We start from the raw sequence: 25,811 nt of genomic DNA, 5'->3' as shown, positions 1-25,811 counted from the left end.
CATGAAGATCAGCGTCGTCATCTGCGTCTACACGGAAGACCGTTGGGAGGACATCCGGGCGGCCGTCGAATCGGTCGAACGGCAGCGGCGCACGCCGTACGAGGTCATCCTGGTCGTCGACCACAACCCGGACCTGCACCTGCGGCTGAAGCAGGAGTACCCCGGCGCGATCGTGGTCGAGAACGCCCACGAGCAGGGGCTGTCCGGTGGCAAGAACACCGGTGCGGCGACCGCCTCGGGCGACGTCGTGGCGTACCTGGACGATGACGCGGTGGCGGAGCCCGGCTGGCTGGAGGCTTTGGAGGAGGGCTTCCAGGACCCGACCGTCGTGGGGGTGGGCGGGTTGACGAGGCCGCTGTGGGCGACGGGCCGTCGCCCCCGCTGGTTCCCGCCGGAGTTCGACTGGACCGTGGGCTGCACCTACGTGGGCATGCCCGCGGTCCGCGCGCCGATCCGCAACGTCATGGGCGGCAACGCGGCCTTCCGCCGCGAGGTCGTGGGCGCGGCGGGCGGTTTCCACACCGGCATCGGCCGCAGCGTGCAGGGCCGCAGGAGCCGCCCGCTCGGCTGCGAGGAGACGGAGTTCTGCATCCGCCTCTCCCAGCGGTTCCCGGGAGCGGTCATGCTGTTCGAGCCGGCGGCGGTGATCGGGCACAAGGTCTCGGCGCAGCGGGAGCGGTTCGCCTACTTCCGGTCCCGCTGCTACGCCGAGGGCCTGTCCAAGGCCCTGGTCGCCTCCAGCGTCGGCACCCAGGACGGCCTGTCCAGCGAGCGGGCGTACGCGACCAGGACCCTGCCCGCCGGCGTGCTGCGCGGGATCGGCGCGGCGCTGCGGGGCGATCCGGCGGGCCTGGCCCGGGCCTTCGCCATCGTCGTCGGCCTGGCCTGGACCGGCTGGGGCTACGTGGTGGGCACGGCACGTCTGAAGTCGAGGCGATCATGACACGCGTTCCGATCCTGATGTACCACGCGGTGAGCGAGCGGCCGACCGAGGAGACCCGGCCGCTCGCGGTCTCGCCGCGGCGCTTCGCCGAGCAGCTGGAGACGCTCCGCGAGCGGGGTTTCACCCCGATGACCGTGTCCGACCTGATCGCCGGGGTGAACCGGACCGGCCCGCTGCCGGACAGGCCGGTGGCGATCACCTTCGACGACGGCTACGCCGACTTCCACGACGAGGCGCTGCCGCTGCTGGCCCGGTACGGCTACCCCGCGACGGTCTTCGTCACCACCGGCTGGATCCGGGACGCCGGACGGGAGTCCGCCGGACGGCCGCTGGGCCCCACCCTGGCCTGGAACCAGATCCGGGAGGCGGTCTCCTGCGGCGTCGAGATCGGCGGGCACAGCCACAGCCATCCGCAGCTCGACCAGCTCCCCGGCCGGGAGCTCCGCGACGAGCTGCGCAGGAACAAGGACCTGCTGGAGGACCGGCTCGACCGCCCGGTCGCCGCCATGGCCTACCCCTACGGCTACTCCAGCGCACGGGTGCGCCGGGAGGTCCGCGGGGCCGGCTACCGGACGGCGTGCGCCGTGGCCAACGACGCCCTCCGCGAAGGCGACGAGCCGCTGGCGCTGCCGCGGCTCACCGTCACCGAGCAGACCTCGCCGGCGAAGTTCGCCAAGGTGCTCGCCGGGCAGGGCCTGCCCCTGCTCTACCTGCGCGAGCGGGCGCTCACCAAGGGATACGCGCTCGTGCGGCGCACCCGCTACGGGTTGCACCGGACCGGCGCCCTGCTGCGGGTCGGGACGGGTAATGGGCGGTGACTGACACGAGCCTGCCGACGGAGAGGACGGAAGGGGCGGAGCGGCGGCGAGGGCCGCGGAACACCCTGCGGGACCGCCTCCCCAAGGACCTGAACGATCCCCTGCTCCGCAACGCCTACTCACTGATCGTCAACGCCGGTGCGGCCGGCGCCCTCGGGCTGGCCTACTGGACGGTCGCCGCCCGCTTCTACAGCGACGCCGACTACGGCCGCGGCTTCGCGCTGATCGCCGCCATGCGCCTGCTCGCGGCGCTCACCGCCTTCGGTTTCGTCGGCGCGCTCACCCGGTTCCTGCCCGAGGGCGGCCGGGCGACGGGCCGCCTGGTCGGCTCCACCTACCTGGTGGGCGGTGGCGCGGCGGCGGCCGCGACGGGGCTCTTCCTGACCACGCTCCCGTTCTGGGGGGCCAACTTCGGCGGGCTGGCCGGGCTCGCGCCCGCGGCCTGGTTCCTGCTGGCCGTCGTGCTGTGGTGCGTGTTCACGCTCCAGGACGTGGTGCTCACCGCCCTGGGCAAGGCGCCCTGGGTACCGCTGATCGGGGTCGCCGTCGGGGTGGCGAAGCTCGGGCTGCTGATCGTGCTGGCCCCGTCCTTCCCCGGTTCCGGGATCTTCCTGGCCTGGACGATCCCGGTGGCCTTCACCGTGGTGCCGATCAGCATCGCGATCTTCACCAGGCTGGCGCCGCGGGCCGCCGCCCGCAGCGGTCACCGTCCGCCGCCCCCGCTGCGCAGGATCGGCGGCTTCCTGGCCGGCGACTTCCCCGGCACGCTGCTCATCCTGGCCAGCGTCTACCTCGTGCCCGCCCTGGTGTCGGGGGGCGTGAACGCGCGCATGGCGGGATACTACGGCGCGGCGGTGACCCTCGTCGGCGTCTTCGACATGCTCGCCCTCAACATGGCCATCTCCCTGACCATCGAGGGGGCCGGCGACCCGGCCGCGCTCGCGGGCAAGTGCAGGCTCGCCCTCCGGCGGACCATGATGCTCCTGGTCCCCGCGGTGGCCGTGACGACGCTGGCCGCTCCGCTCATCCTCGGGCTCGGCTGGGGGGAGTCCTACGCCGAGCACGGATCGGACGTGCTCCGGTTGCTCGCACTCGCCTCGATCCCGCACGCCCTCATCGAGATCTACCTGGGCGTGCTGCGCGCCCGCAGCCGCGTGCGGGCGCTGCTGGTGCTCCAGGCGCTGCTCTGCGTCCTGGTGGTGGGGTTGTCGTTCCTCTTCTTCCTCGCCTACGGCATCACCGGTGTGGGGCTGGGCACGCTCACCGCCCAGGTGGTCGTCGCCGCCGTCATCGCCCCGGGGCTGGTGCGGGTGCTGCGCAGGGGCGGGGCGTCCGGCGCCGGCCTGCCGCCGGACGCCGGGCTCTCCCCGGACAACGTCCCGACGCTCGTGATGATGACGGTCGACGCCCAGCCCACCGTCACCCGGCTCTCGAGCGGATCGCCCTCCGCCGCCGCCGACGCCGTCGGTCCCGTGCCCGTGCCCCGGCCCCGGCCCCGGCCCCGGCACACGCGACGCGCCGTGCCGGATCCGGGTGCGCGCCGCCCGGCGTCGGGTCCTCCGGCACGGTCCGCCGTACCCGCGGTGCCGTGGTGGGAGCGGACGCGCACCCTGCTCCCGCCGCTGATCACCGTCGAGGGCCTCGTGATCGTCGTGCTCACCGTGACGGCGGGCGGACGCTCGCCCGCCGTGCCGGTGCCCGTGGCGCCCCTGGCCGGCGCCGGACTGGTGGCGGTCGCCCTCCTGGCCGAGCTCGTGATGCGCCGCCGGGTCTGGCTGCTGTGGGCCCAGCTGCTCGCCGTGGCGCTGTGCCTGCACGGGACCGAGGCGCTGTCCGGCTCGCCCGGCCGCGCCGCCGCCGTCGAGGCGGTCGTGCGGGTGATGGCGACCGGTGAGGCCGGCGCCGGGGAGTGGCCGCTGGCCCTGCCCGCGTTCCTGGCCCGCGCGATGGCCCTGACCGACCCCACCCCGCTGCTGGTGTGGGCGCCGGTCGCCCTGGCCGTGGCGAGCCTTCCTCCCGCGCTGCTCGCCGCCCGCCTCCTCCACCGCGACGAGCGCGTCCGCTGGGCGCTGGCGCTCGCGGCGACGACGGCGCTCTGGCTGGCGCCCGCCGAGTCGGTCACGGCCTCCACCGCCTTCCTGCTCTGCCTGTGCGCGCTGGCCCTGGTGCCGGCCCGCACACCCCGCCGGTCCGCCCCGGCCCCCACGACCTCCCGATTCTGAGTTTTCCCGAGTTCTAGGAAAGGACCTGCCGTGAACGACTGGCCGGCGATCACCGTGGTGATCCCGACCCGCAATCGCACCGGACTCCTCCAGGAGACGATCGACTCGATCCTCGGCCAGGACTATCCGGGCGACATCACCTGCGTCGCCGTCTTCGACCAGAGCCCTCCGGACGAGTCCTTCGCGGCCTCCCGTCCCGGGCGGCGGGTCGTGGTGACGCCCAACACGCGGCAGCCGGGGATCGCCGGCGCCCGCAACACCGGTGTGCTGCTCGGCGACGGCGAGCTGGTCGCCTTCTGCGACGACACCGACCTGTGGCTGCCGCACCGGCTCCGGTCCCAGGTGACGGCGCTCGGCGACGGTCACTTCGCGACCTGCGGGATCGAGCTCTTCAACGACGAGGTGGCCTTCGCCCGCTCGGTGCCCATGCCGACGGTGACCCTGCGGGACCTGCTGCGCAAGCAGCTGCCCTCGATGCACCCCTCGACCTACCTGATGCGCCGCGACGCGCTCGTGGACGGCTTCGGCCTGGTCAGCGAGGAGCTGCCCGGCGGCTACGGCGAGGACTACGAGCTGCTGCTGCGGGCCGCCCGGTTCGGGCCGATCGTCAACGTGCCGGAGACGGGGGTCAGGGTCAGGCTGCACACGGCCTCGCACTTCTCCGTCGTCGAGTCCAGCGAGACGATCTCCACCGCGCTGCGCTGGATGCTGGAGCGCTATCCGGAGTTCTCCGGGGCTCCGGGCGGCTACGCCCAGCTCGCCGGGAAGATCGCCTTCGCCGAGGCGGCGCTGGGCCGCCCGTCGCAGGCGCTGCGCTGGATCGGCAGGACCGTGCGGCGGCGCCCCTGGGAGCCCCGCGCCTACCTGGCGCTGGCCGTCACGGCGGGCATGCCCGCCCCGGCGATCGTGGGCCGCCTGCACCGGATGGGGCGCGGCATATGAAGATCGACGTCATCCGCCCCGGAGAGCTGGGCAAGACCGAGATCGACGCGTGGCGCGAGATGCAGCACGCCACGCCGCGCCTGGGCAACCCCTTCCTCAGCCCGGAGTTCACCGTCGCGATGGGCGAGGTCTGCGCCGAGGCCCGGGTCGCGGTCGTCTCCGAGCAGGACGGGCCGGTCGGCTTCTTCCCGTTCGAGCGGCACCCCGGCGGCGTGGGCACCGCGCTGGGCGCCTGGGTCTCGCTCTGCCAGGGCGTGGTCCACGCCCCGGGGGCCGCGTTCGACGCCGAGGCCCTGCTGCGCGCCTGCGGGCTGCACGTGTGGGAGTTCGGCTGCATGGTCGACGGGCAGACGTGGTTCCAGCCGTTCGAGGTGCTGCGCCAGGAGGCCGTGATCCTCGACTTCGCGGACGGCTACGCCGCCTACCTCGACGGGCTGCGCGAGCGCTCCCCCAAGTTCCTCAAGTCCACCCTCTACAAGGAGCGCAAGCTCGGCCGCGACGCGGGCGAGCTCACCTTCGACTTCGCGGTCCGCGACGAGGAGCAGTTCCGGCTGCTGCGGAGCTGGAAGTCCGCGCAGTACCAGCGGATGGGCCGCCCCGACCGGTTCGGCAAGGCCTGGGTCGTGGAGCTCGCCGAGCGGCTGCACGCGATCGACACCCCCGACTTCGCCGGACCGCTGTCCATGCTCTACTGCGACGGCAAGCCGGTCGCGGGCCACTTCGGGCTGCGCTCGGACACGATCCTGATCGGCTGGTTCCCGGCCTACGACCCGGAGTTCGCCAAGTACTCCCCCGGCCTGATCCAGCACCTTCGGATGGCCGAGGCCGCCGCCGCCGCCGGGCTGCGCTCGATGGACCTGGGGATCGGGACCGGCTCGGAGTACAAGGACGCGCTGCGCAGCCGGGGCGAGCCGGTGAGCGAGGGCTGCGTGCGCCGCCGCTCGGCCGGCGCGGCGGCGTACTGGCTGCGCCGCACGCCGGTGCGCCGGGCCCGGCAGTTCATCCTGGACAGCCCCGCCCTGTACGGCGCGGCCGACCGGGCCATGAAGCGGTACGGGAACCTGCGGGCACGGTTGAAGACGCGATGAGCCGCACCCTCGAATCGATCATGAGTGAGCGGGCCGGGACCGCGTGCCTGCACGTGCCCTCGGCCCGGTTCGGCCTCTACCTGGCCCTGCGCCACTTCTTCGACGCCGGCGACCGGGTGCTGATCGCCCCGACGAACTGCGAGACCGTGCTGTTCATCGCGCTGGCCGCGGGCCTGCGGCCGGTCATGGCGCCCGTCTCTCCCGACGACGGCAACATCGACCCCGACCGGATCGACTGGACCAGCCTGGCGGGCGTGCTCACCACCCACCTGTACGGCCAGCCCGACCGGGTGGTGCGGCTGCGCGCCGAGTGCGACCGCCGCGGCCTGGTCCTGATCGACGACGCCGCGCACGCCATGCTCACCACGGTGGACGGCCGCCCGGCCGGCACGTTCGGCGCCGCCGGGGTGTTCAGTCTGGCCAAGCACGGCAGGGCCATGTCCGGCGGGTTCCTCACGGTGGAGGACCCCGGCGAACTGCCCGCCCTGGTCCGCATGCGCGACGGGCTCCTGCTCGACGGGGGCCTGCGGGCGCAGGTCCTCGGCACGCTCCGCCCGATGCTGCGCGAGACGATCTACCGGACCGGGCTCGTCCGCCCGATGTGGCGGGCGCTGAAGGCGCTCGGCGTGATCGAGTGGACGGGCCACCGCTGCGACCCCCGCGAGGAGGAGCTGGTCGCGGCCCTGGGGGCGCCGGGATCCCGCGAGGCGCCGGCCGGGCTCGACGGGCTCGGCCACTGGCTCCGGATCGACCTGGACGACTGGCGGATGCGGCAGGGCGGGCTGCTCCGGGCCTACCAGCGCTCCCGCTTCCGGGTGGTCGACCGGGAGCGCGACCGCCGGCTGGCCGGGGTGGAGCTGCTGCGCGGGCTGCCGTGGGCGGCGCGGGGCGTGGCCGGGGCGCCGCCGGTGCCGCTGCTGCGGGTGCCGCTGGCGGTCGAGGACCGCGACGGGGTCGTCGCCGCGCTGGAGAGGCACGGCGTGGTCCCCGGCTTCGTCTACGACCCGCCGCTGGACGACTACCTCGGCCTGGTGCCCGCCGGGCCGACCCCGGAGGCCGCGCGGTGGTGGACCCGGCACGTGCTCCCGGTGGACCCGCTGCGCGCACGGCGCGTCGCCGTACTGCTGGACCGGATGGGAGTGCGGCCGGCCGCCCCTCCCCCTCCGGGTGCCCCGCTCCCGCCTCCGGCTCCGTCCGCGCCCGCGGCGGAGGGAACCGGTTCCCGGGTCTGAGGCCCGCCGGAGGCAGCGCAGCGTGACCTTACGCTCACCATAGCCCACCCCCTTCATGATCCATGAGAGCTGATGAGTCAAGCAGAGCGCCCGGAGAGTGATCACCCCATGTCGGCTGTAGCCGGTCCGCCGGACCCACGCGTTCGGAGGACCACATGACCATGCCCGGCAGGGGGAGGCACGCCCGCCGCGACCGGGGGCTGCCTCCGTCGAGGTGGATTCCGATCTCGCTGGTGGCGGCCCTGGTGGCCGCCCTGGCGATCACCGCCGTGGTCTACATGTACGCCTCCCCCGTCGAGCGCAGCGCGGCGCCGCCCGCGCCGACGGTGCCGGGGAACCAGACCGCCCCCGCCTCGTGCGTGCCGACCTCCGACCTGGTACCGCCGTGCGGGGCGTGGTGGGGGATGCACGTCCCGCCGGACCGGGAGCGCGGGCTGGTGGCCGACGTGACGGCGATGGAGACGCGGATCGGCCGCAAGCTGGACATCACCATCAGCTACCACGACATGTCCGAGACCGACGCGGGCCGGTTCTTCCGGGACGACGAGAGCGACCTCGGCGAGGAGCGCGTCCTGTTCCTCGGCTGGGAGTCGACGATCTGGGCCGGGAACGTCGACATCCCCTGGCACGCCATCGCGCGCGGCGAGCTCGACCGGGTCATCGACGCCCAGGCCGCGCGGGTCAAGGAGCACGGCAAGCCCGTCCTGATCGGCTTCGACGGGGAGAAGGACCGCGAGGAGAGCGGCCAGACCCCGGCGGAGTACATCGCGGCCTACAAGCGCATCGTCGACCGCTTCCGGCAGGCGGGCGCGGACAACGCGCTGTGGGTCTGGGGCGTCACCGGCTACTACCCGTTCCGCGACCGCTGGAAGCCGTACTACCCGGGCGACGACTACGTCGACTGGATCAGCTACGACCCCTACAACTTCGCCACCTGCCGCGGCGCGAAGTGGCAGAGCTTCGAGGAGACCGTGCAGCCCACCTACCGGTGGTTCCAGGAGAACGGCTTCGCCCACAAGCCGCTGATGCTCGCCGAGTACGGGACGGAGAGCGATCCCGCCGAGCCCTCCGCACGGGCCGACTGGTACCGCGACATCCCGGCGGCGATGAAGCGGATGCCCAACCTCAAGGCGATCATCCAGTGGAACAACACCGACGCCGACGACTGCGATTTCTCCCTCACCGGTCCCGGCGTCGTGGAGGCGTTCGCCGAGGCGGGCAAGGACCCCTACTTCCAGCAGCCGCTCCCCTGACGGAGGGCCGCGCAGCCGGGGCCGCGCCCGGCGGACGATGCGCGGCGGCACGGAGCATGACGGCACGGAGCGGACCGGGTCACGGCCCCCCGTGGTGATCCGGCGAAAGCGAAGCCATGCGGAGTAATGTCGGCAACGACTACCCGCGTCGACTACCCAGGGAAGGGTGCGTGTGGAGGGCAAGCAGTCTGGAGAGGTGATCGACGAGGCGGTCACCCGGCCGATGAGGCGCACCGCCTCCACCGCGGTCGCCCCCTCCGTGCCCTCCGAGGCCGTCGATCCCTCCGAACCCGGATCCGGGCCCGGCGGGGAGGAGTCCGCGGGCGCACCGGGCGCGAGGACCCGCGACGGCGGGTCCGGGCCCGGCCGATCCGACGAACGCGCCGAGCCCGGCGAGCATGATGCACCCGGCGAGCCCGGCCGGTCCGGCGGTCCCGGTGAGGAGACCGCGCCGGAGACCGCGGTGGACGGCACCGCGCCGGGAACGACGGCTGACGACACCGGAGGAACGACCGCGGAGGAGACCGGGCCGGGAACGACGGCTGACGACACCGGAGGAACGACCGCGGAGGAGACCGGGCCGGGAACGACGGCTGACGACACCGGAGGAACGACCGCGGTGGACGGCACCGCGCCGGGAACGACCGCGGATAGGACCGCCGGCGGGGACCGGACGGACGGGTCCGGGGACGGGATCGCCGCCGAGACGATCGTCGTCGTGCCGATCGGGCGGAGCGGTGTGGGCGACAGCGCACCCACCGTCGCCTGGCGCGTGCCGACCCCGAAGGTCCCGGCCGCCCGCGAGGAGCCGGAGCCGGAGAAGGCTCCTCCGGAGCGGGAGGAGGTCCCGCCCGGCGAGACGGTCGTCCCGTCGTTGTCGGTCGTCGTCGTCGCGGGCGCCGCGCAGTCGCGGTTCCGCCTGGCCGTGACCGTCAAGGCGCTGCGGGCGCAGGATCCGGCCCCCGAGGAGATCGTGCTGGTCGTGGACCGCTCTCCCGAGCTGGCCGACTGGGCCGAGGCCGAACTCGGCGGAGCCGGGGGGATCACCGTCGTGCGGGAGCAGGAGGCCGCCGGCGCGGCCTCCGCCCGCAACCTGGGACTGGCCCGCGTCCGGGGGGACGTCGTCGCCTTCCTCGACGGCGACTCCGCTCCCGAACCGGGCTGGTCGGCGGCGCTGCTGGAGTCGTACGCCGACCCCGACGTGGCCGCGGTCCGCGGCCGGGTGGCGCTGCGCTGGAGCTCGGGCAGGCCTGACTGGTTCCCCGCCGAGCTGGCCTGGGTGCTGGGGGTGCCGTTCACGGGTTCCCGCATCCGGCCGGACCGCGTCGACGACCTGTACGGCGGCGCCCTGTCGTTCCGCCGGGAGGCGCTGGCCGAGGCCGGAGGGTTCCCGGAGGAGCCGGACCACCGCCCCGAGGAGGTCGCCACCGAGCCGTCGGGCGGGGTGAAGACGGAGCTCCGCTCCCGCCTGCTCGACCTGCGGCCCGGCGCGAAGCTGCTCCACGAGCCGTCGGCGGTGGTGCGGCTGGACGTGCCCGAGCGGCGCTCCCGTCTGGCCTACTTCATGGCCCGGTGCGCCGCGGAGGGCCGGTCGCAGGCGGACGTGACCCGCCGCACCAACGGCTGGGAAGGGCTCATGGCCCACCTGGCGCCGGTCAGGAACGGCCTGCCGCGGGCGGTGTTCCGCGCGGTCACCTTCACCGGACCGGCGGACATCAAGGGGTGGAAGGCCCTGCTGGTGATGCTCCTGGGCATGGCGGCGGCCAACGTCGGCTACGTGGGCGGGCGGCTGCGCACCACCCGGGCCGACGGGACGCCCCGGGAGACGGGCCGGTGGACGTGGTTCCTGTCCCGGACGGCGCTGCCGGTCGCCACGGTGCTCTGGGGACTCTCCCTGCGCGAGGTCCACCTCGACGGGATGACCGACCTGGGACTGATCACGGTCCTGCCCGCACTGTTCTGGATCGCGGTCGCGGTCATGATCATCGGGTTCGTCGCGCTGCTCGGCGACCGCAGGGCCCTGGAGCTCTGGCACGCGGGCTACACCCTGGTGCTGATCGCGGTCCTGCACGCCACCCCCGCGCTGCTCTACCCCTCGCTGCGCTACTCATGGGCGTGGAAGCACGTCTCCGTCATCGACTACCTGATCCGGCACGGCGCGACGGATCCGGAGCTCAGCCCGCTGGCCGCCTACCACCAGTGGCCGGGGTTCTTCTCGTTCTTCGCGATGATGACCGAGGCCGCCGGCCTGCCGGACACCCTCGGCATCGCCGCGTGGGGGCCCGCCGTCTTCAACACCGCGATGCTGCTCCCGCTGCTGCTGCTGTTCCGCACGGTCACCCGCAACCGGCAACTGGTGTGGGGCGCCGTCTGGGTCTACTTCTCCTGCTCCTGGGTGGGGCAGGACTACTTCTCGCCGCAGGCCACCACCCTGGTCCTCTACCTGACCGTGCTGGTCGTCGTGGTGCGGCGGTTCCGGCGCGGGCCGATCAGGGCGGGCGACGACCCCGAGCGGCTGGGCGCCGAGCCCCCGCCCGTCTCCGGCACGCGCCGCCGCCTGGTCTGGACGCTCCTGCTGGCCCTGCCCATCGTGGCGATCGCCTCGTCGCACCAGCTGACGCCGCTCATGCTGGTGGCCGGGCTGGCCGCCCTGTTCGTCCTGCGGCGCCACCGCAACCTGGGCATCCTGCTGTTCACCGGGTCCGCCGTGCTGATCTGGGACGCCGTGGCCGCCTGGCAGCTCCTGGAGGCCCGGTTCAGCGACATCGTGGAGTCGCTCGGCGACGCCGGCGGCAACCTGGACGACGGCTTCCTCTCCCTCGGCACGGCCGCCCCCGGGCAGGTGATCGTCGCCTACGCCGACCGCGCGCTCTCCGCGGGGCTGTGGCTGCTCGCCGCCGGCGGCGCCTTCCTGCGCCGCCGCTGGCTGCGGCGGCCGGGCCTGCCCCTGCTGGTGATCGGGCTCAGCCCGCTGCTGTTCCTCGCCGCGGGGAGCTACGGCGGGGAGATCATGTTCCGCATCTACCTGTTCGCGCTGCCGCTCAGCGCGTTCCTGGCCGCGGCGCTGTTCCTGCCCGCCCGCCGGGCCTTCGTCCGCGTCCTGATCCTGCCCCTGGTCCTCATGCTCATGGTCACCGGCTTCTTCTTCGGGAACTACGGCAAGGAGCAGGCCAACTACTTCACCCAGGACGAGGTCCGGCTCGTGCGCGCGGTGCACCGGGTGGCGCCGGAGGGGTCGCTCATCGTGGCGCCCACGTTCTTCCTGCCCGCCGCCTACGACTACTACGAGCGCTACCAGCACAGCTGGCTGGACGAGCTGCCCCGCTCCCGCGCCGCCGCCCCCGGGATGCCGAAGTACGTGCCCACCCGGGTGGAGCTGGTGCAGAACCCGGTGCCGTCGCTCGTCGGCCTCATGTCGAGCGTTCCGCCGGGCGGCAGGGCCTACCTGGTGCTCAACCGGGCGCAGAAGGCCGCCATCGAGACGGCGGGCATCTTCCCCAAGGGCACGGTCGACCGGCTGCGCCGGGGGGTCGAGGCCTCCGGCCGCTTCCGGGTGCTCCTCCGCAACTCCGGGGGCGCCGTCTACGAACTCATCCCGAAGAGCACGGCGGGGACCCCGTGACGGCGGGGCTCCGCGCTGGAGGCAACCGATGAACACCCTGCGCTGGCCGCTGCTGCTGCTCGCCTCCTCCGGCTGGCTGGCCCTGCTCGCGACGGAGTCCCCCGGCGGGGCTCCGCTGCGCGTCACCGTCACGGTGGTCTTCCTGCTCACCGGTCCGGGCGCCGCCGTGCTGGCGCTGTTCCGGCCGCTGCTCGCTCCGCGCGACCACACCGGGGACGCCATGGAGAGCATCGCGCTCACGGTGGCGCTCAGCGTCGCCCTGGGCATCCTGGTCAGCGAGGCGTTCTTCATGACGGGCACGTTCACCGTGCACCGGGCGCTGACGGCGCTGGCCACCATCACCTCGCTCGCCGCCCTGGGCGTGCCGCTCACCGCCTACCGGGCCCGGCGGCGCGCGGCGCGCTCACCGGAGACCGCCTGAGCCGTCCCGCGGAAGGCCGCGGCGGCCGTCCCTGCGGGGAGACCGTCCCGCGGAAGGCCGCGGCGGCCGTCCGGCGCGCGTCCCGGGCGGGCCCGCCCCGGACTCCGTACGGAACGCGGACGGGCCCGCCCCGGACTCCGTACGGAACGCGGACGGCGCGTCAGGCCGGACGCTCGTCCAGGGCCCGGTGGGCCCGCGCGACGAGGACGGGCACGGAGGCCCCCAGGGTGTCGAAGCCCTCGCCGACCGTCTTGCCCTGCACGAAGCGCGCGTGGATGCCCTCCAGGATCACGGCGAGCTTGAAGTTGCCGAAGGCCACGTAGAAGTCCAGGTCGCCCAGGTCGGCCCCGGACGCCTTGGCGTAGTGGGCGGCGAACCCCTTCGCGTCCAGGAAGCCGGGGGTGAGCGTGACGTCGCCCGCCACCGGGACGGAGGCGCGGGCGGCGTCCCCCGGGTCGTGCCAGTAGGTCAGGGTGAGGCCGAGGTCGGCGACGGGATCGCCCAGCGTGGACATCTCCCAGTCGACCACGGCCCGGATCTCCGGAACCGCGCCGGGCGCCAGCCGTACCAGCGTGTTGTCCAGGCGGTAGTCGCCGTGCACGAGAGCGGCGGAGGGCCGGTCGGGGAGGCGGTCGCGCAGCCGGGCGACGAGGTCGTCGTACGCGGGGAGCTCGCGGGTCTTCGAGCGCTCCCACTGCTGCCCCCAGCGCTCCAGCTGGCGCGCCAGGTAGCCCTCCGGACGGCCGAAGCCGCCCAGTCCGACCGCCTCGTAGTCGACGGCGTGGATCGCGGCGAGCACCTCGGCGAGCCGCTCCGACAGCGCCCTGGCCTGCGCCGGGGTCAGGTCGGCCTGGCCGCGGGCGCGCAGCGCCTCCCCCTCGACGTGGCCCATCAGGTAGAAGGGTGCTCCGATCACGTCCTCGTCGGCGCAGAGGGCGACCGGTTCGGGCACCGGCACGGGGGTCGGCGCGAGCGCGGAGACGACCCGCCACTCCCTGCGCATGTCGTGGGCCGTGGGCAGGACGTGGCCGAGGGGCGGGCGGCGCAGGACCAGCCGGCGGCCCGGCGTCTCGACCCGGTAGGTCAGGTTGGACCGGCCCCCCGAGATCAGGGTGATCTCGGTGGGCTCCCCCGCGTCGGGGACGTGGCGGGCCATCCACGCGACCAGTCGGGTCCGGTCGATGCCAGGGATGCTCATGGCCCACTATTAGAACGTTATTCTGCCTCGTCCGCCAGTCCCGGTCCCAGCAGCCGGGCCAGGATCGCGGCCCCGGCCCGCACCTGGGCCAGCGAGGCGGAGCCGTACCCGATCACCAGGCCGTGCCGGCCGGGCCGTCCGTGGTGGTGGCGGTCGGTGGTGTCGAGCAGGACGCCCCGGCCCCGGGCGGCCTCGACGAGGGGGCCGACCCGGTGCTCCGGGAGCGGGACCATGACGTGCAGTCCCGCGGTGTCCCCCGTCACCCGGGAGCCGAGCGCCGCCACGAGCGCGGCCCGCCGCCGGGCGTACTCCAGCCGCATGCGGCGCAGGTGCCGGTCCAGGTCGCCCCGCTCCAGCAGCACGGCCACCGCCTGCTGGGCCGGGCCCCCGGTCCGGTCGGTCAGGTCCTCGCGGGTCCGGGCGACCGCGTCGAGCAGGTCGGGGGAGGCGACCAGCCAGCCGACGCCGATGTCCGGGGACAGGGACTTCGACAGGGTGCCGAGCAGCACCACCCGTTCGGGGTCGAGGCCGTACAGGGCGGGCAGCGGGGCGACGTCGTAGCGGAACTCGGCGTCGTAGTCGTCCTCCACGAGCAGCGCGCCGCTGCGGCGGGCCCAGGCCAGCAGGCGCTCCCGGCGCGCGATGGGCAGGCGTCCGCCGAGCGGGTACTGGTGGGCGGGCGTGGTGTACAGCAGGCCGAGGTCCTCGGGCAGCCCGTCGACGAGCACCCCGTCGGCGTCCACCGGGCAGGGGACGATCTCGGCGCCGCGCGCCCCGAGGATGGTGCGCGCCCTGCGCCAGCCGGGGTCCTCGACGCCCGCCCGGCCGCCGGGGCGCAGGACGGTGGCCGCGAGCAGGTCGAGGCCGTTGCCGGTCCCGCGGGTGACCATGACGTTCTCCGGGCCCGCCGGGACGCCCCTGGTCCTGCGCAGGTGCGCGGCCAGCGCCTCCCGCAGCCGCGGCAGGCCGTAGGGGTCGGAGGCGTCCCCCGGCGGCAGGTCGGCGGCCCGCCGCCACGCCCGCCGCCACGCCGCCTCGTCGTAGTCCCGCACCCACGGCCGCCCCGGCCTCAGGTCGATCAGGGGGCCGCCGGGCCCCGCGGCGGAGGCGGGTACGGCTCCGCGGGCCGTCCCGGAACCGGAGCCGTGCGCGGGATCCGGCCCACCCGTGGAGCCCCGACCACCCGTGGAGCCCTGCCCCCTCGTGGAGCCCGGACCGTGCGCGGAGCCCGGACCGTGCGCGGAGCCCGGACCGTGCGCGGAGAGGTCCAGGTCGGCCACGTAGGTGCCGGAGCCGTGGCGGCCCTCGATCCAACCCTCGGCGTAGAGCTGCTGGTAGGCCTCGGTGACGACGGTGCGGCTGACGGCGAGCGCGCGGGCCAGCGCACGGGTCGAGGGCAGCCGCTCGCCGGACGTGAGGGTCCCGCCGCGGATGGCGGCGCGCAACCGGTCGCCGAGCTGGACGGTGAGGGAGACCGGGGCGGCGCGGTCCACCGCGAGGGGCAGGTCGACGGGGATGGGGGGCAAAGTGGTCTCCCGGATCCGGCGGGAAGTGGACGTGTTCCCTGGGTCCACTCCCTGTCTAGGTTAGGACCATGTCCTCACCTCCCTCGCCGTCCGCCCCGTCCGTCCTGTCCACCCGCTCCGTCCCGTCCGTCCCGTCGGATCCGTCTGATCCGTCCGTCCCGTCTGATCCGTCCGTCCCGTCTGATCCGTCCGTCCCGTCTGATCCGTCCGTCCCGTCCGATCCGCCGCTCTCGGCGACCCCGCGGACCGTCCTCGGCCGTTCGAGCGAGCGGGCCCGCACCGAGCGCGCCGACCTGTACGCCGTGCTGGACGCCGGGCTCATCTGCCACCTCGGCGTGGTGGCCCGCGGCGTCCCGATGGTGGTGCCCACCGGCTACGGCCGCATCGGCGACACCCTCTACCTGCACGGCTCCACCGGCGCCACCTCCCTGCGGGCCGGCGGCGCGGGGAGCGAGGTCTGCGTCACCGTCACCCACCTGGACGGCATCGTGCTGGCCCGCTCGGCCTTCCACCACTCGGTCAACTACCGCTCGGCCATGGTCTACGGCACCCCGCGCCTGGTGACCGATCCCGATGAGCGCCTGGCCGGGCTGCGCGCGATCACCGAGCAGCTCGCCCCCGGCCAGTGGGACGCCGTGCGCCCGCCGACCCGCAAGGAGCTCGCCGCGACCGCCGTGCTCGCCCTCTCCCTCGCCGAGGCCTCGGTGAAGATCCGGCAGGGGCCTCCGGTCGACGACGAGGAGGACTACGCGCTGCCGATCTGGGCCGGGGTCCTGCCGCTCCGCACCGCGTGGGGCGAGCCCGAGCCGGATCCCGCCATGACGGCGGACCTGCCGGTGCCCGGACACGTCGCCTCGCGAAACATACCCATCGGGTAAGGCTCTTCCGGCAAACCGGATACCGCGCGCAGACGTCTCATCAGAGGATCATCGAAGGGTCCCCGCCCCGAACCGACTGGAGAGCGCCATGACCGCCGGCGGATGGAGCGTGCCCGGCTACACCGAGCTGCGCGAGCTCGGCGCGGGCGGCGGGGGCCGGGTGGTGCTCGCCCGGCACGACGCGTCGGGCGTGCCGGTCGCGATCAAGTACCTGTCGGAGTCCCTCCGGGACGACCCCGGCTTCCTCGCCCGGTTCCGCGACGAGGCGCGGCTCCTGGTGGAGCTGGCCGACCCCAACGTGACCCGGCTCTACGAGTACGTCGAGGAGGCCGGGCACGCCGCGATCGTGATGGAGGCCGTCGACGCCGTCTCCCTGCGCGAGCTGCTGCGCGAGCACGGCGCGACCGGCCCCGAGGCCGCGCTCGTCGTGCTCAAGGGCTCGCTGCTGGGCCTGGCCGCGGCGCACGGGACCGGCCTGGTGCACCGGGACTACAAACCGGAGAACGTCCTCGTCCAGGCGGACGGGGCCAGCAAGCTCGTCGACTTCGGCATCGCCGTGCGCGCCGGGCAGGTGGACGGGCCGGCGGGCACGCCGCCGTACATGGCGCCCGAGCAGTGGACCGGCGCGCCCGCCTCGCCCGCCACCGACGTCTACGCCGCCACCGTGGTGTTCTTCGAGTGCCTGACCGGGCGCCGGCCGTACCGGGCGGGCGATCGGAGCGTGCTGATGCACCAGCACGCGCACGCGCCGATCCCGGTGGAGGAGGTGCCCGGCCCCGTCCGGGACCTGGTCGCCCGGGGCCTGGCCAAGGACCCCCGGGAGCGGCCGGCCTCCTCCGCGGGGTTCGTGGCCGAACTGGAGGCCGTGGCGACGACGGCGTACGGACCGGACTGGGAGGAGCGGGGGCGCTCCCGGCTGGCCGCGCTGGCGGCGCTGCTCCCGCTGCTGTTCCGGCTCCGCACGCCCGGCTCGGAGACCGGGACCGCCCTGTTCCAGACGACGCTGTTCCGCACCGTGCTGGGCACGTTGCGCAGCAGGTCGGCGGGGGTCGCGGTCGGTGCCGGGCTGGTGCTGGCCGCCGGCGGCGTCAGCGTCTACGTGCTGGCCGCCGGCCGGGCTCCGGAACCGCAGCGGATCGACGTCGTGGCCGCCGCGCCGCCGTCCGGCGCTCCGGGCTCACCCGGTCCGGCGGATCCGTCCCCCGCCTCCTCCTCCGGTTCCTCCCCCGGTCCCGGGACCCCGTCCGGAGGGCCCGCGTCACCGTCCGGAGGGCCCGCGTCACCGTCCGGTCCGACGGCGTCGCCCGGGACCGGGGAGCCGCCCGCCGGCGGGCCGGCGAGCCCGCCCGCCACCGCCGCGCCCACCACCGGTTCCGCCGGCGGCCCCACGACCGCGCCCACCGCCACCGCCGTACCGGACCCCGGTCCCCCCACCACGGCCACCCCGGTCCCCACCCCGACACCCACACCGACACCGACGCCGACGCCGACACCCACACCGACACCGCTGGTCCGGCGGGTGGACGTGGTGCGGGCCGCGCTCGGCGCCAGGGGGGCGGCCGTCGCCTCGGTCACCGTGAGCGCCGCCGACACCCGGCAGGTGCGGCTGCGCGTCGTCTTCCGGGTGGGCCGGAGCATCCGGCAGACGACCGTGGCCCTGGCCGGGGCGACGAGCTACACGCGGACGGTCAGGTTCTCCTTCCCGGAGGCGTCCTGCGGATCGGGCTGGAGCGTCGTGGCGACCGGGCTGCCGTCAGGGCGCTCCGACAGCGCGAGCGGCAGGACCGCCCCGTGCGCCGATCCCACCCCGACCGCCGCACCCACCTCGACGCAGCGGCCCGCGCCCGGTCGTACGGCACCCGGGAGCACGCGGCAGCAGACGGCCGGGCCCACGAAGACGTCCGCCCAGACGCCCACGCCCCGGATCACGGCGCGGATCACGGCGCGGATCACGGCGCGGATCACGCCCCGGATCACGGCGCGGCCGACGGTCAAGGCGCCCGTGCCCCGGAAGCCGTCGGCGGAACCGCCCGCACCGGTCCGGACGGTTCCGGCCCGCACGGGGGGCGCCGCGCCGTCCACGGGGACGGGGGCGGTGCCGGGGACGGGACCGGACTGACGCGGACGACCGCTGGCCATCCCACCCTTATGAGATGAATTCGTGATTTATCAACGCAATGCGCCGTTTCATGGCTAAGCTACGGTCCGTTCTTTCACGGGTGGGGCCCAGGCAACGGAGGAGACCGTTATGTACGGCATGCCATCGGCCTGGCGCGTCCCCGGTTACACGGAGATCCGCGAACTGGGCGCCGGCGCCGCCGGGCGCGTGGTGATGGCCCGGCACGACGCCGAGGGCGCGCTGGTCGCGATCAAGTACCTGTCCGACGAGCTCCGCGGCGACGCGGTCTTCGCCGCCCGCTTCCGGCACGAGGCGCGGCTGCTCCACCGGTTGAACGGCTCGAACGCCGTCCGGCTCTACGACTACGTGGAGACCAGCGAGGGCGCGGCCATCGTCATGGAGCTCGTGGACGGCGTGTCCCTGCGCGCCATCCTCCGCTCGGAGGGGCCGACCGGCCCCGAGGCCGCGCTCGTGGTGCTCAAGGGGTCGCTGCTGGGCCTCGCCGCCGCGCACCGGGCCGGGATCGTGCACCGCGACTTCAAGCCCGAGAACGTCATGGTCGACGGCGACGGCACGAGCAAGCTGGTCGACTTCGGCATCGCGCTCCCCTCCGGGGACGGCGGCGCCCCCGCGGGCACGCCGCCGTACATGGCACCCGAGCAGTGGACCGGCGCGCCCGCCTCGCCCGCCACCGACGTCTACGCCGCCACCGTGGTGTTCTTCGAGTGCCTGACGGGCGCCCGGCCCTTCCGCGCGCAGACCGTCGCCGCGCTGGCCCGGCAGCACCAGACCCTCGACCCCCCCGTCGAGGAGGTCCCGCCCGCCCTGCAGGGGCTGGTGGAGCGCGGCCTGGCCAAGAACCCCGCCGACCGGCCGCCGACCGCCACCGCCTTCCTCACCGAGCTGGAGGCGGTCGCCGCCGACGCCTACGGACCGGACTGGCAGGAGCGCGGACGCCGCCGCCTGTCCGGTCTCGCCGCGCTGCTGGCGAGCCTGTTCCCGCATCAGCCGGAGACTCCGGAGACCGACACCTCCCTGGCGGAGACCGACCTCGGCGACGGGGACGAGTCCCTGCTCGGCAGGCTGGGCGTCAAGATCGCGATCGGCGTCGCGTGCATCGCGGTGATCACCGGGGTGGCCGTCGTGCTGGTCGGCTCCGGAGACGACCCCGTGCTGCAGTCGCACAGCTCGGTCACCGCCCCGAGCGACCCCCCGTCCGACTCCGTCGGGTCCCCGGAACCCGAGGAGCCCGCGGAGACCGAGGAGCCCGCCGAGCCGGCGCCGGATGGGACCGCGACGACGCCGGCCCCCACCCCGACCGGGACCGCCACTCCCCCGCCGGTCGCCCCCACCACCGCGACCTCCGCGCCCGCCGCCCCCTCTTCGGCCCCGCCCAGCCGCACCCCGTCCGCGGCGCCCACCAGAAGGACCGCTCCGGCGACGACGGATCCGGCCGCCTCCGAACAGGACGGGGAAGAGGACGAGGGCTCCGAGTCGGACGGCCCGGAGTCGGTCTCCGACGGACCGGCCAGGACCACGTCCGCACCGCCGACCGCACCGGCCCAGACCACCGCGCCCTCCACCGCGCCCTCCACCGCGCCCCCGGCCTCCCCGGACACGACGCCCGGCGGGGACGGCGGCTCCACCCCCGCCACCACTCCGGCCTCCCCGGACCCGGTGCCGCGCTGACCGTCTCCGCCCCCGTCGCGCGGCGTCCGTCCTGGAACCGGTGACGGAGGGCGGCGTTCCGTCCACACTGGTGGGGGGCGGCGGAAGAGCGGGACGGCATCGGAGACGACGGCGGAACGGGAACGATCGTGAACGACGGTCAGGGAGACCTCGGCGGACACCGGCTGACCGGCCGGACATGGCTCGGCGAGTTGGGCACGTGGTACTCGGCGGTGGCCCCCGGCGGCCGGCCGGCGAGCGCGCTCAGGTTCGACGCCCGGCCGTTCGCCGACCCCGCGGCGCGGGACCGGCTGGTCGCGGCCGTGCTCGCGGACCGCGGACTCCTCCAGGGCGGCCTGACGGGGCTGGTACCGGTCGCCGACCTGATCACGGCCGGGGGCGAGGTCTGGCTGCTCACCGGGGAACCGGCCGACCCGACCGTGACCGACCTGCTGGCCCGGCCTCCGGGCGGCCTCCGGCCCGGTGCGGACGAGGCGGCCACCGTACTGGCGGAGACCGCGCAGACGCTGCTGTCCGTGCACGCCGCGGGGCTCGCGCACGGCGCGGTGCATCCGGGCACCGTGGTGATCGCTCCGGACGGGTCGGTGCTGCTGGCCGAGCGCGGCCTGTCCGACGCCCTGCACGGCCGGCCCGCCGCCCCGGACAGGGACGTCGCGGCCTGGGCCTCGCTCACGCGCGGTCTGGCGGCGAACTGGGCCGCGTCCGCCCCCCGGACGGCCGAGCTGTTCGAACGGGTCGCGGCGACCGCCGTCACCCACGGCCTCGCGGCGGCCCGTGACGCCCTGCTCGCCGGGCGCGACCTGCTCCCACCGGGGTTTCCCGCCTGCGACCGCCTGGCGGAGACCGCGCACCGGTGGTCCCTCCAGGACGAGCCCGCCCCGGTGACGCATCCGGCCCCGGTCCCGGCCGACCGGGACGCGGAGGAGGCCGTCACGCTGCTCCAGGTCCCGGAGGGCGGCGGGGGCCGGGCCGGCTCCGTGCGGTTCGGCCCCGGCGTGCCGGTGGAGACGGTCGCGGCGCAGATCTGGCGGGAGGGGCGGAGCGGGCAGGCCACCGTGCTCGGCGCCGGTGCGCAGCGGGCGTCCCGGCCGTCCCGGCCTCCCGCCCGGCGGTACCGTACGGCGGCCTCCGCCGTGATCCTCGCCCTGATGGCCGCGGCAGCGGTGCTGGTCTGGCTGCTGCGGGCTCCGTCCGCTCCGCTGGCCGTGACCGGCGTGGAGGTGCTGGCGCCGAAGCGGACGCAGCAGTGCGGCGAGACCGTCACGATCCGGGGCGTGCTCACCACCAACGGCTCCCCGGGAGAGGTCCGCTACCGGTGGAGGCAGAGCGACAAGGAGGAGCCGATCGAGCACGTCCTCCGGCCGGCCGCCGGAAAGACCGAGCACGTGGTGTCGCTGCGCTGGCGGGTGAAGGGCGAGGGGAGCTTCAGGGGAACGGCCACCCTGGAGGTGGTCTCGCCGGTGCCGGACGGCGCGAAGATCTCCGACAGGGCCAGCATCACCTACAGATGCTGACGAAGCATCGCAAGGTCCACAATGCACTGCATACCGGATTCTTACTACTCTGACCACTATGACCACGCAGACCCCCGCCGGCTGGTACCCCGACCCCTACGGTTCACCGCAGCTGCGGTGGTGGGACGGCGGCCAGTGGACCGACGCCACGCATCCGCTCGACGCGCCGCCGGCCGGGCAGGCCGGACCTTCGGCGCCGCAGGGGCCGCAGGACCCCTCGGCACGGCAGGGGCCGCAGGACCCCTCGGCGCACGGACGGCCGGAAGGCCAGGGACATCCGTCGTCCCCGGCCCCCGACGCGGCGGCGCAGAGCGGCATGACGGTCCAGATGGAGCAGCCCCAGTGGAGCGCCGCTCCCCATGACACCCTCCGGATGCCCCCCGCGGACCAGGGGGGCACGGCGCCCTCGGGGCCGTACGGCGGACCGGCGGCCTCCCCGCCGTACGCCGCGCCCGCGGCCGGCGGACCGTACGGCGGACCCGCGGCACCGTACGGCGAACCGGCGCCCGCCGGGCCGTACGGCGGACCCGCGGCCGGCGGGCCGTACGGCGGACCCGCGGCCGGCGGGCCGTACGGCGGACCCGCGGCGCCGTACGGCGCAGGACCCGGCGCTCCGGCGGCCGGACCCTACGGCGGGCCCGCGGCACCGTACGGCACGCCTCCCGGACCGCGGCCGGGCGGGAAGAGCCCCTGGCCGTGGATCCTGGGCGGCGCCGGGGCGGTCATCCTGATCGTCGGGATCGTGGTCGCCGCCATGTACCTGATCGACCCGAGCGGCCGGCCGACCGCGGGAGGCGCCACCACGCTCCCGCCCGTGCCGACCGTGACGCAGCAGCCCACCCCCGAGTCGACGCCCGAGCCCTCGCCGACCCGGGAGGACCCTTCCGGCAGCACCCTGCCCCAGCCGGAGAACGGGCGCATCACCGACCCCGTGACCGGCCTGTCCTACGAGTTCCCCGGCGACACCTGGCAGGTGCCCACCGGAAACCGCGAGGGGGCGCTCGGCTTCGTCTGGTCCAGCGCGGTGGAGGCCATGTCCCACCAGAACTACGACGGTCAGGGCCGCAGCTGGCTCGGCACCATCTACAGCGCGGAGCTGCCCGCCCGGTACGCCTACGACGGGCCGAAGAGCATGGACTCCGTGACGGCGCAGATCATGCTGGGACTGGAGCCGGTCTTCTACAGCCCCGAGCACCGGCGTGAGCCCCTGGAGCGCAAGGCCGTCCGGGTCAGCGGCAAGGACGCCTGGCTGGTCTCGTTCGAGCTGGACTTCACCGAGCTCTCGGAGAAGAACGGGTGGAAGTGGAAGAAGGAGCGGGTCACCTTCGTGCTCGTGGACCGGGGGGAGGGCAAGCGCCCGGCGCTGCTGTACATGTCCATCCCGGACAACCTCGACTCCTCGGTGACCGACCGCGTGCTCACGTCGCTCGAACTCTCCTGAACAGGGGGCACTACGCTGAGGGCTATGAGTGACCTGCTGGTCTGGATCGACTGTGAGATGACCGGGCTCGACCTCGGCCGTGACGCCCTCGTCGAGGTGGCCTGCGTGGTCACCGACGGCGAGCTCAACCAGGTGGACGAGGGCGTCGACGTGGTCATCAAGCCCCCGCCCGAGTCGCTGGAGCAGATGTCGGAGGTGGTGCGGGAGATGCACACCGCCTCGGGCCTGCTGGACGTGCTGGGCGGAGGTGTCACCCTGGCCGAGGCCGAGGCGCTCGTCCTCGACTACATCAAGAGCCATGTGCCGGAGCCGAAGAAGGCCCCGCTGTGCGGCAACTCCATCGCCACGGACCGGTCCTTCATCGCGCGGGACATGCCCCTGGTGGACGCCTTCCTGCACTACCGGATGATCGACGTCTCCTCGGTGAAGGAGCTCGCCCGGCGGTGGTACCCGCGGGTCTACTTCGCCTCTCCGGAGAAGCAGGGCGGCCACCGGGCGCTGGCCGACATCGTCGAGAGCATCCGCGAGCTCCGCTACTACCGCGCGGCGGTCTTCGTGCCCCAGCCCGGCCCCGACTCCGCCACCGCCCGCGGACTCGCCGAGAGCGTCTCCACCCCGCCCTCCGCCCCCGCCTGAGCCGCGGCGCGCAGCGTCGCCGTGAAACCCGCGAGGGGGCTCCGTCGTCTGGACTGAGGAGCGCGCGCAGCGGAGCGAGCACGTGACGAGGGAAGACGGCGGTTACCGGCCCCCGAGCCGCGGCGCGCAGCGTCGCCGTAAAACAGAGTGCGTGACGACTCCCAAAGACCGCTACACTTTTCATGTGCTGCCGCCGCGAGGCGACGGACATGGTGGGCGTAGCTCAGTTGGCAGAGCGCCAGGTTGTGGTCCTGGATGCCGGGGGTTCAAGTCCCCTCGCTCACCCCAGGCGAACGGCCGGTCCTTCGGGACCGGCCGTTGTGCATTTCCCCCAGACATTCAACTTCCCCACCAAAGAGGGACATCACGGGTTATGCTCGCTGCTACCGCCGTACGACCGGGGGCCTCGGCGACCTGACCGTGTTGCTTCCGCGGAGGCGGGATGAGAGTCGACGATGCAAGGGCCGACGCCGAACCCGGGGTCGTGACGGGCTTGAGCAGACGCGAGGCCGAGGTCATGGAGCTGATCGCGGACGGTCACTCCAACGGCCAGATCGCCCGGCACCTGTTCCTCAGCGAGAAGACCGTCAAGAACCACGTGAACCGGATCTACGCCAAGCTCGGCGCGGACTCGCGGGTGACCGCGATCGGCCTCTGGCGGGGGCGGGAGGACCCCCGCGGGGCGGAGGACGGACGGGACTAGCGGACCGGGTCCAGGACCCGGGCGACGGCGGCCGCGCCCTCCTGGAGTTCCTCCCTGGTCACCGAGAGGGCGGGGCGGAGCCGTACCGACCGCTCTCCGCAGGGCAGGACGAGCACGCCCTCCTCCTCCCGCAGACGGGCCACCACCCGGTCCCGGTCCGCCCCGGAGGGCAGGTCGAAGGCGCACATCAGGCCCCGCCCCCGGGCGTTCGCGACCTGCGCGGGGAACTTCGCCTGGATCTTCAGGAGCATCGCGAGGAGCTCCTCCCCCAGCTCGCCCGCCCGCGGGATCAGGCCGTCGCGCTCGACGATCTCCAGGATGCGGCGGGAGCGGACCATGTCCACCAGCCCGCCGCCCCAGGTGGAGTTGATCCGGCCGCTGACCCGGAACACGTTGTCCGGCACCAGGTCCACCCTGCGGCCCGCCATCACCCCGCCGACCTGGACCTTCTTGGCGAAGGCGACCACGTCGGGGCGGAGGCCGAGCTGCTGGTAGGCCCAGGGGGTGCCGGTGGTGCCGCCCCCGGTCTGCACCTCGTCCAGGACGAACAGGGCGTCGTAGGTGTGGCAGAGCCGCTCCATCGCCTGGAGGAACTCCGCGCGCATGTGGTTGTCGCCGCCCTCCCCCTGGATCGGCTCGGCGATGAAGCAGGCGATGTCGTGCGGGTGCCGTTCGAACGCGGCCCGCGCCTGCGCCAGCGCCCGCTCCTCGGCCGCCTCGACGTCGCCGAAGTGGACGGCGGGCACGTCGATGCGGGGCCAGCCGAACGTCGGGAACCGGTCGGTCTTGACCGGGTCGGTGTTGGTCAGCGAGAGGGTGTAGCCGCTGCGGCCGTGGAAGGCCCGGGTGAGGTGGAGCACCTTCGTGCCGAGCTCCCGGGGACGGCCGGCCGCCTCGTTGCGGCGCGACTTCCAGTCGAAGGCGCACTTCAGCGCGTTCTCCACGGCCAGCGCACCGCCCTCGACGAAGAACAGGCGGGGCAGCTCGGGATCGCCGAGCACCCGGGTGAAGGTCTCGGCGAAGTCGGCGAGGTGGGCGGTGTAGAGGTCGGAGTTGGCGGGTTTGTTCGCGGCGACCCGGCCGAGCAGCGCGAGGAACTCCGGATCGTCGTCGAACGGGTTCACGCCGAGCGGCGCGGACGCGAAGAACGTGTAGAAGTCCAGGTAGGAGCGGCCGGTCCGGGCGTCGACGAGCCGGGAGCCGCGGCTCCGTCCGAGATCGAGAACCAGCCGGTAACCGTCCACGAGCAGGTGGCGAGCGAGGCGGCCGTGCACGTCCATGTCCCCTCCACGGTGAGCTGGACAGATGATTCCCCCGCATTGATGCTTTAAGCTGGAAATATTAAGCAACACCCCTGGTATTTGTGAAGATTATGCAGCCGCCGACCGGTGATCCCGGCGGCTCCGCGCCTTCCCCCCCTGCGGCCCGCCGTCCCCCGCTTCCCCGGGAAGGGCCTCGCCCCCGGGAAGGGCCTCGTCCTCGGGAAGTGCCCTCGCCGGAGAGGCCCCTCCGGCCGGAACGCCCGGCTCCGGGTTATCGTGCCCTCGAAAGCCCGTCCGTCCAGGA

The 25,811-nt window shown here is 74.4% G+C and carries 19 protein-coding genes and 1 tRNA gene; 17 read left to right on the top strand and 3 right to left on the bottom strand.

The window, feature by feature from the left end:
• Position 1: 1 nt before the first annotated feature.
• From HS045_RS15740 to HS045_RS15700, 9 genes are all read left to right on the top strand, one after another.
• Positions 2 to 943, top strand: a complete 942-nt coding sequence (locus tag HS045_RS15740; protein ID WP_196452096.1) for a glycosyltransferase family 2 protein — start codon at positions 2 to 4, stop codon at positions 941 to 943.
• The gene (locus tag HS045_RS15735) at positions 940 to 1,761 is read left to right on the top strand and encodes a polysaccharide deacetylase family protein (RefSeq protein WP_196452095.1); all 822 of its coding nucleotides are present in this window, start codon (positions 940 to 942) and stop codon (positions 1,759 to 1,761) included. The genes HS045_RS15740 and HS045_RS15735 overlap by 4 nt, the downstream gene beginning before the upstream one ends.
• Positions 1,758 to 3,983: a lipopolysaccharide biosynthesis protein gene (locus HS045_RS15730; protein WP_196452094.1), complete on the top strand. Its 2,226-nt coding sequence runs from the start codon at positions 1,758 to 1,760 to the stop codon at positions 3,981 to 3,983. The genes HS045_RS15735 and HS045_RS15730 overlap by 4 nt, the downstream gene beginning before the upstream one ends.
• Positions 3,984 to 4,013: 30 nt before the next feature.
• Positions 4,014 to 4,925, top strand: coding sequence for a glycosyltransferase family A protein (locus tag HS045_RS15725; protein WP_196452093.1), 912 nt, complete (start codon positions 4,014 to 4,016; stop codon positions 4,923 to 4,925).
• Positions 4,922 to 6,013, top strand: a complete 1,092-nt coding sequence (locus HS045_RS15720) for a GNAT family N-acetyltransferase (protein WP_196452092.1) — start codon at positions 4,922 to 4,924, stop codon at positions 6,011 to 6,013. Before HS045_RS15725 ends, HS045_RS15720 begins: the two co-directional genes overlap by 4 nt.
• Positions 6,010 to 7,245 carry a DegT/DnrJ/EryC1/StrS family aminotransferase gene (locus HS045_RS15715; RefSeq protein ID WP_196452091.1) on the top strand — a complete coding sequence of 412 codons (1,236 nt, stop codon included), beginning with the start codon at positions 6,010 to 6,012 and terminating at the stop codon, positions 7,243 to 7,245. Before HS045_RS15720 ends, HS045_RS15715 begins: the two co-directional genes overlap by 4 nt.
• 155 nt (positions 7,246 to 7,400) lie before the next feature.
• Complete coding sequence (locus tag HS045_RS15710) at positions 7,401 to 8,498, top strand: glycoside hydrolase family 26 protein (RefSeq protein WP_196452090.1); 1,098 nt, start codon at positions 7,401 to 7,403, stop codon at positions 8,496 to 8,498.
• A 172-nt stretch (positions 8,499 to 8,670) separates the two neighbouring features.
• The gene (locus HS045_RS15705) at positions 8,671 to 12,120 is read left to right on the top strand and encodes a glycosyltransferase (protein WP_196452089.1); all 3,450 of its coding nucleotides are present in this window, start codon (positions 8,671 to 8,673) and stop codon (positions 12,118 to 12,120) included.
• A gap of 28 nt (positions 12,121 to 12,148) precedes the next feature.
• Positions 12,149 to 12,541 (top strand): hypothetical protein, encoded by a 393-nt coding sequence (locus HS045_RS15700; RefSeq protein WP_196452088.1) that lies wholly within the window; start codon positions 12,149 to 12,151, stop codon positions 12,539 to 12,541.
• 160 nt (positions 12,542 to 12,701) lie between these two features.
• Here the strand turns inward: HS045_RS15700 and HS045_RS15695 are convergent, their stop codons facing one another.
• Both HS045_RS15695 and HS045_RS15690 read right to left on the bottom strand, forming a co-directional pair.
• Positions 12,702 to 13,739, bottom strand: a complete 1,038-nt coding sequence (locus tag HS045_RS15695) for a phosphotransferase family protein (protein WP_196452087.1) — start codon at positions 13,737 to 13,739, stop codon at positions 12,702 to 12,704.
• A gap of 17 nt (positions 13,740 to 13,756) precedes the next feature.
• Complete coding sequence (locus tag HS045_RS15690; protein ID WP_196452086.1) at positions 13,757 to 15,265, bottom strand: PLP-dependent aminotransferase family protein; 1,509 nt, start codon at positions 15,263 to 15,265, stop codon at positions 13,757 to 13,759.
• 68 nt (positions 15,266 to 15,333) lie between these two features.
• Here HS045_RS15690 and HS045_RS15685 point away from each other — a divergent pair, with 68 nt between their 5' ends.
• The 8 genes from HS045_RS15685 (at position 15,334) to HS045_RS15650 (ending at position 24,245) form a co-directional block, all read left to right on the top strand.
• Complete coding sequence (locus HS045_RS15685) at positions 15,334 to 16,143, top strand: pyridoxamine 5'-phosphate oxidase family protein (RefSeq protein ID WP_196452085.1); 810 nt, start codon at positions 15,334 to 15,336, stop codon at positions 16,141 to 16,143.
• 88 nt (positions 16,144 to 16,231) lie between these two features.
• Entirely contained in the window at positions 16,232 to 18,262 is a 2,031-nt protein-coding gene (locus HS045_RS34580) for a serine/threonine-protein kinase (RefSeq protein WP_230884053.1), read from the top strand.
• 129 nt (positions 18,263 to 18,391) lie between these two features.
• Positions 18,392 to 19,951: a serine/threonine-protein kinase gene (locus HS045_RS35870; protein WP_196452084.1), complete on the top strand. Its 1,560-nt coding sequence runs from the start codon at positions 18,392 to 18,394 to the stop codon at positions 19,949 to 19,951.
• 128 nt (positions 19,952 to 20,079) lie between these two features.
• Entirely contained in the window at positions 20,080 to 21,465 is a 1,386-nt protein-coding gene (locus HS045_RS15670) for a hypothetical protein (RefSeq protein WP_196452083.1), read from the top strand.
• A 58-nt stretch (positions 21,466 to 21,523) separates the two neighbouring features.
• Positions 21,524 to 22,906: a DUF2510 domain-containing protein gene (locus tag HS045_RS15665; protein WP_196452082.1), complete on the top strand. Its 1,383-nt coding sequence runs from the start codon at positions 21,524 to 21,526 to the stop codon at positions 22,904 to 22,906.
• A gap of 24 nt (positions 22,907 to 22,930) precedes the next feature.
• Positions 22,931 to 23,542 carry an oligoribonuclease gene (gene orn / locus HS045_RS15660; protein ID WP_196452081.1) on the top strand — a complete coding sequence of 204 codons (612 nt, stop codon included), beginning with the start codon at positions 22,931 to 22,933 and terminating at the stop codon, positions 23,540 to 23,542.
• A gap of 212 nt (positions 23,543 to 23,754) precedes the next feature.
• Positions 23,755 to 23,830, top strand: a tRNA-His gene (locus tag HS045_RS15655).
• Positions 23,831 to 23,984: 154 nt separating this feature from the next.
• Complete coding sequence (locus HS045_RS15650) at positions 23,985 to 24,245, top strand: helix-turn-helix transcriptional regulator (protein WP_196452080.1); 261 nt, start codon at positions 23,985 to 23,987, stop codon at positions 24,243 to 24,245.
• On the opposite strand, the gene lat is transcribed toward HS045_RS15650, so the two are convergent.
• Positions 24,242 to 25,525, bottom strand: coding sequence for an L-lysine 6-transaminase (gene lat / locus HS045_RS15645; RefSeq protein WP_196452079.1), 1,284 nt, complete (start codon positions 25,523 to 25,525; stop codon positions 24,242 to 24,244). The two genes, HS045_RS15650 and lat, sit on opposite strands and share 4 nt — an antisense overlap.
• Positions 25,526 to 25,811 lie beyond the last annotated feature (286 nt).

Origin of the sequence: Planomonospora sp. ID82291, from assembly GCF_015711645.1 — a bacterium.
In the GTDB taxonomy this organism is placed as follows: domain Bacteria; phylum Actinomycetota; class Actinomycetes; order Streptosporangiales; family Streptosporangiaceae; genus Planomonospora.
Note: the sequence above shows the minus strand (reverse complement) of the source record. Positions and strands in the feature narration are given on the sequence as shown.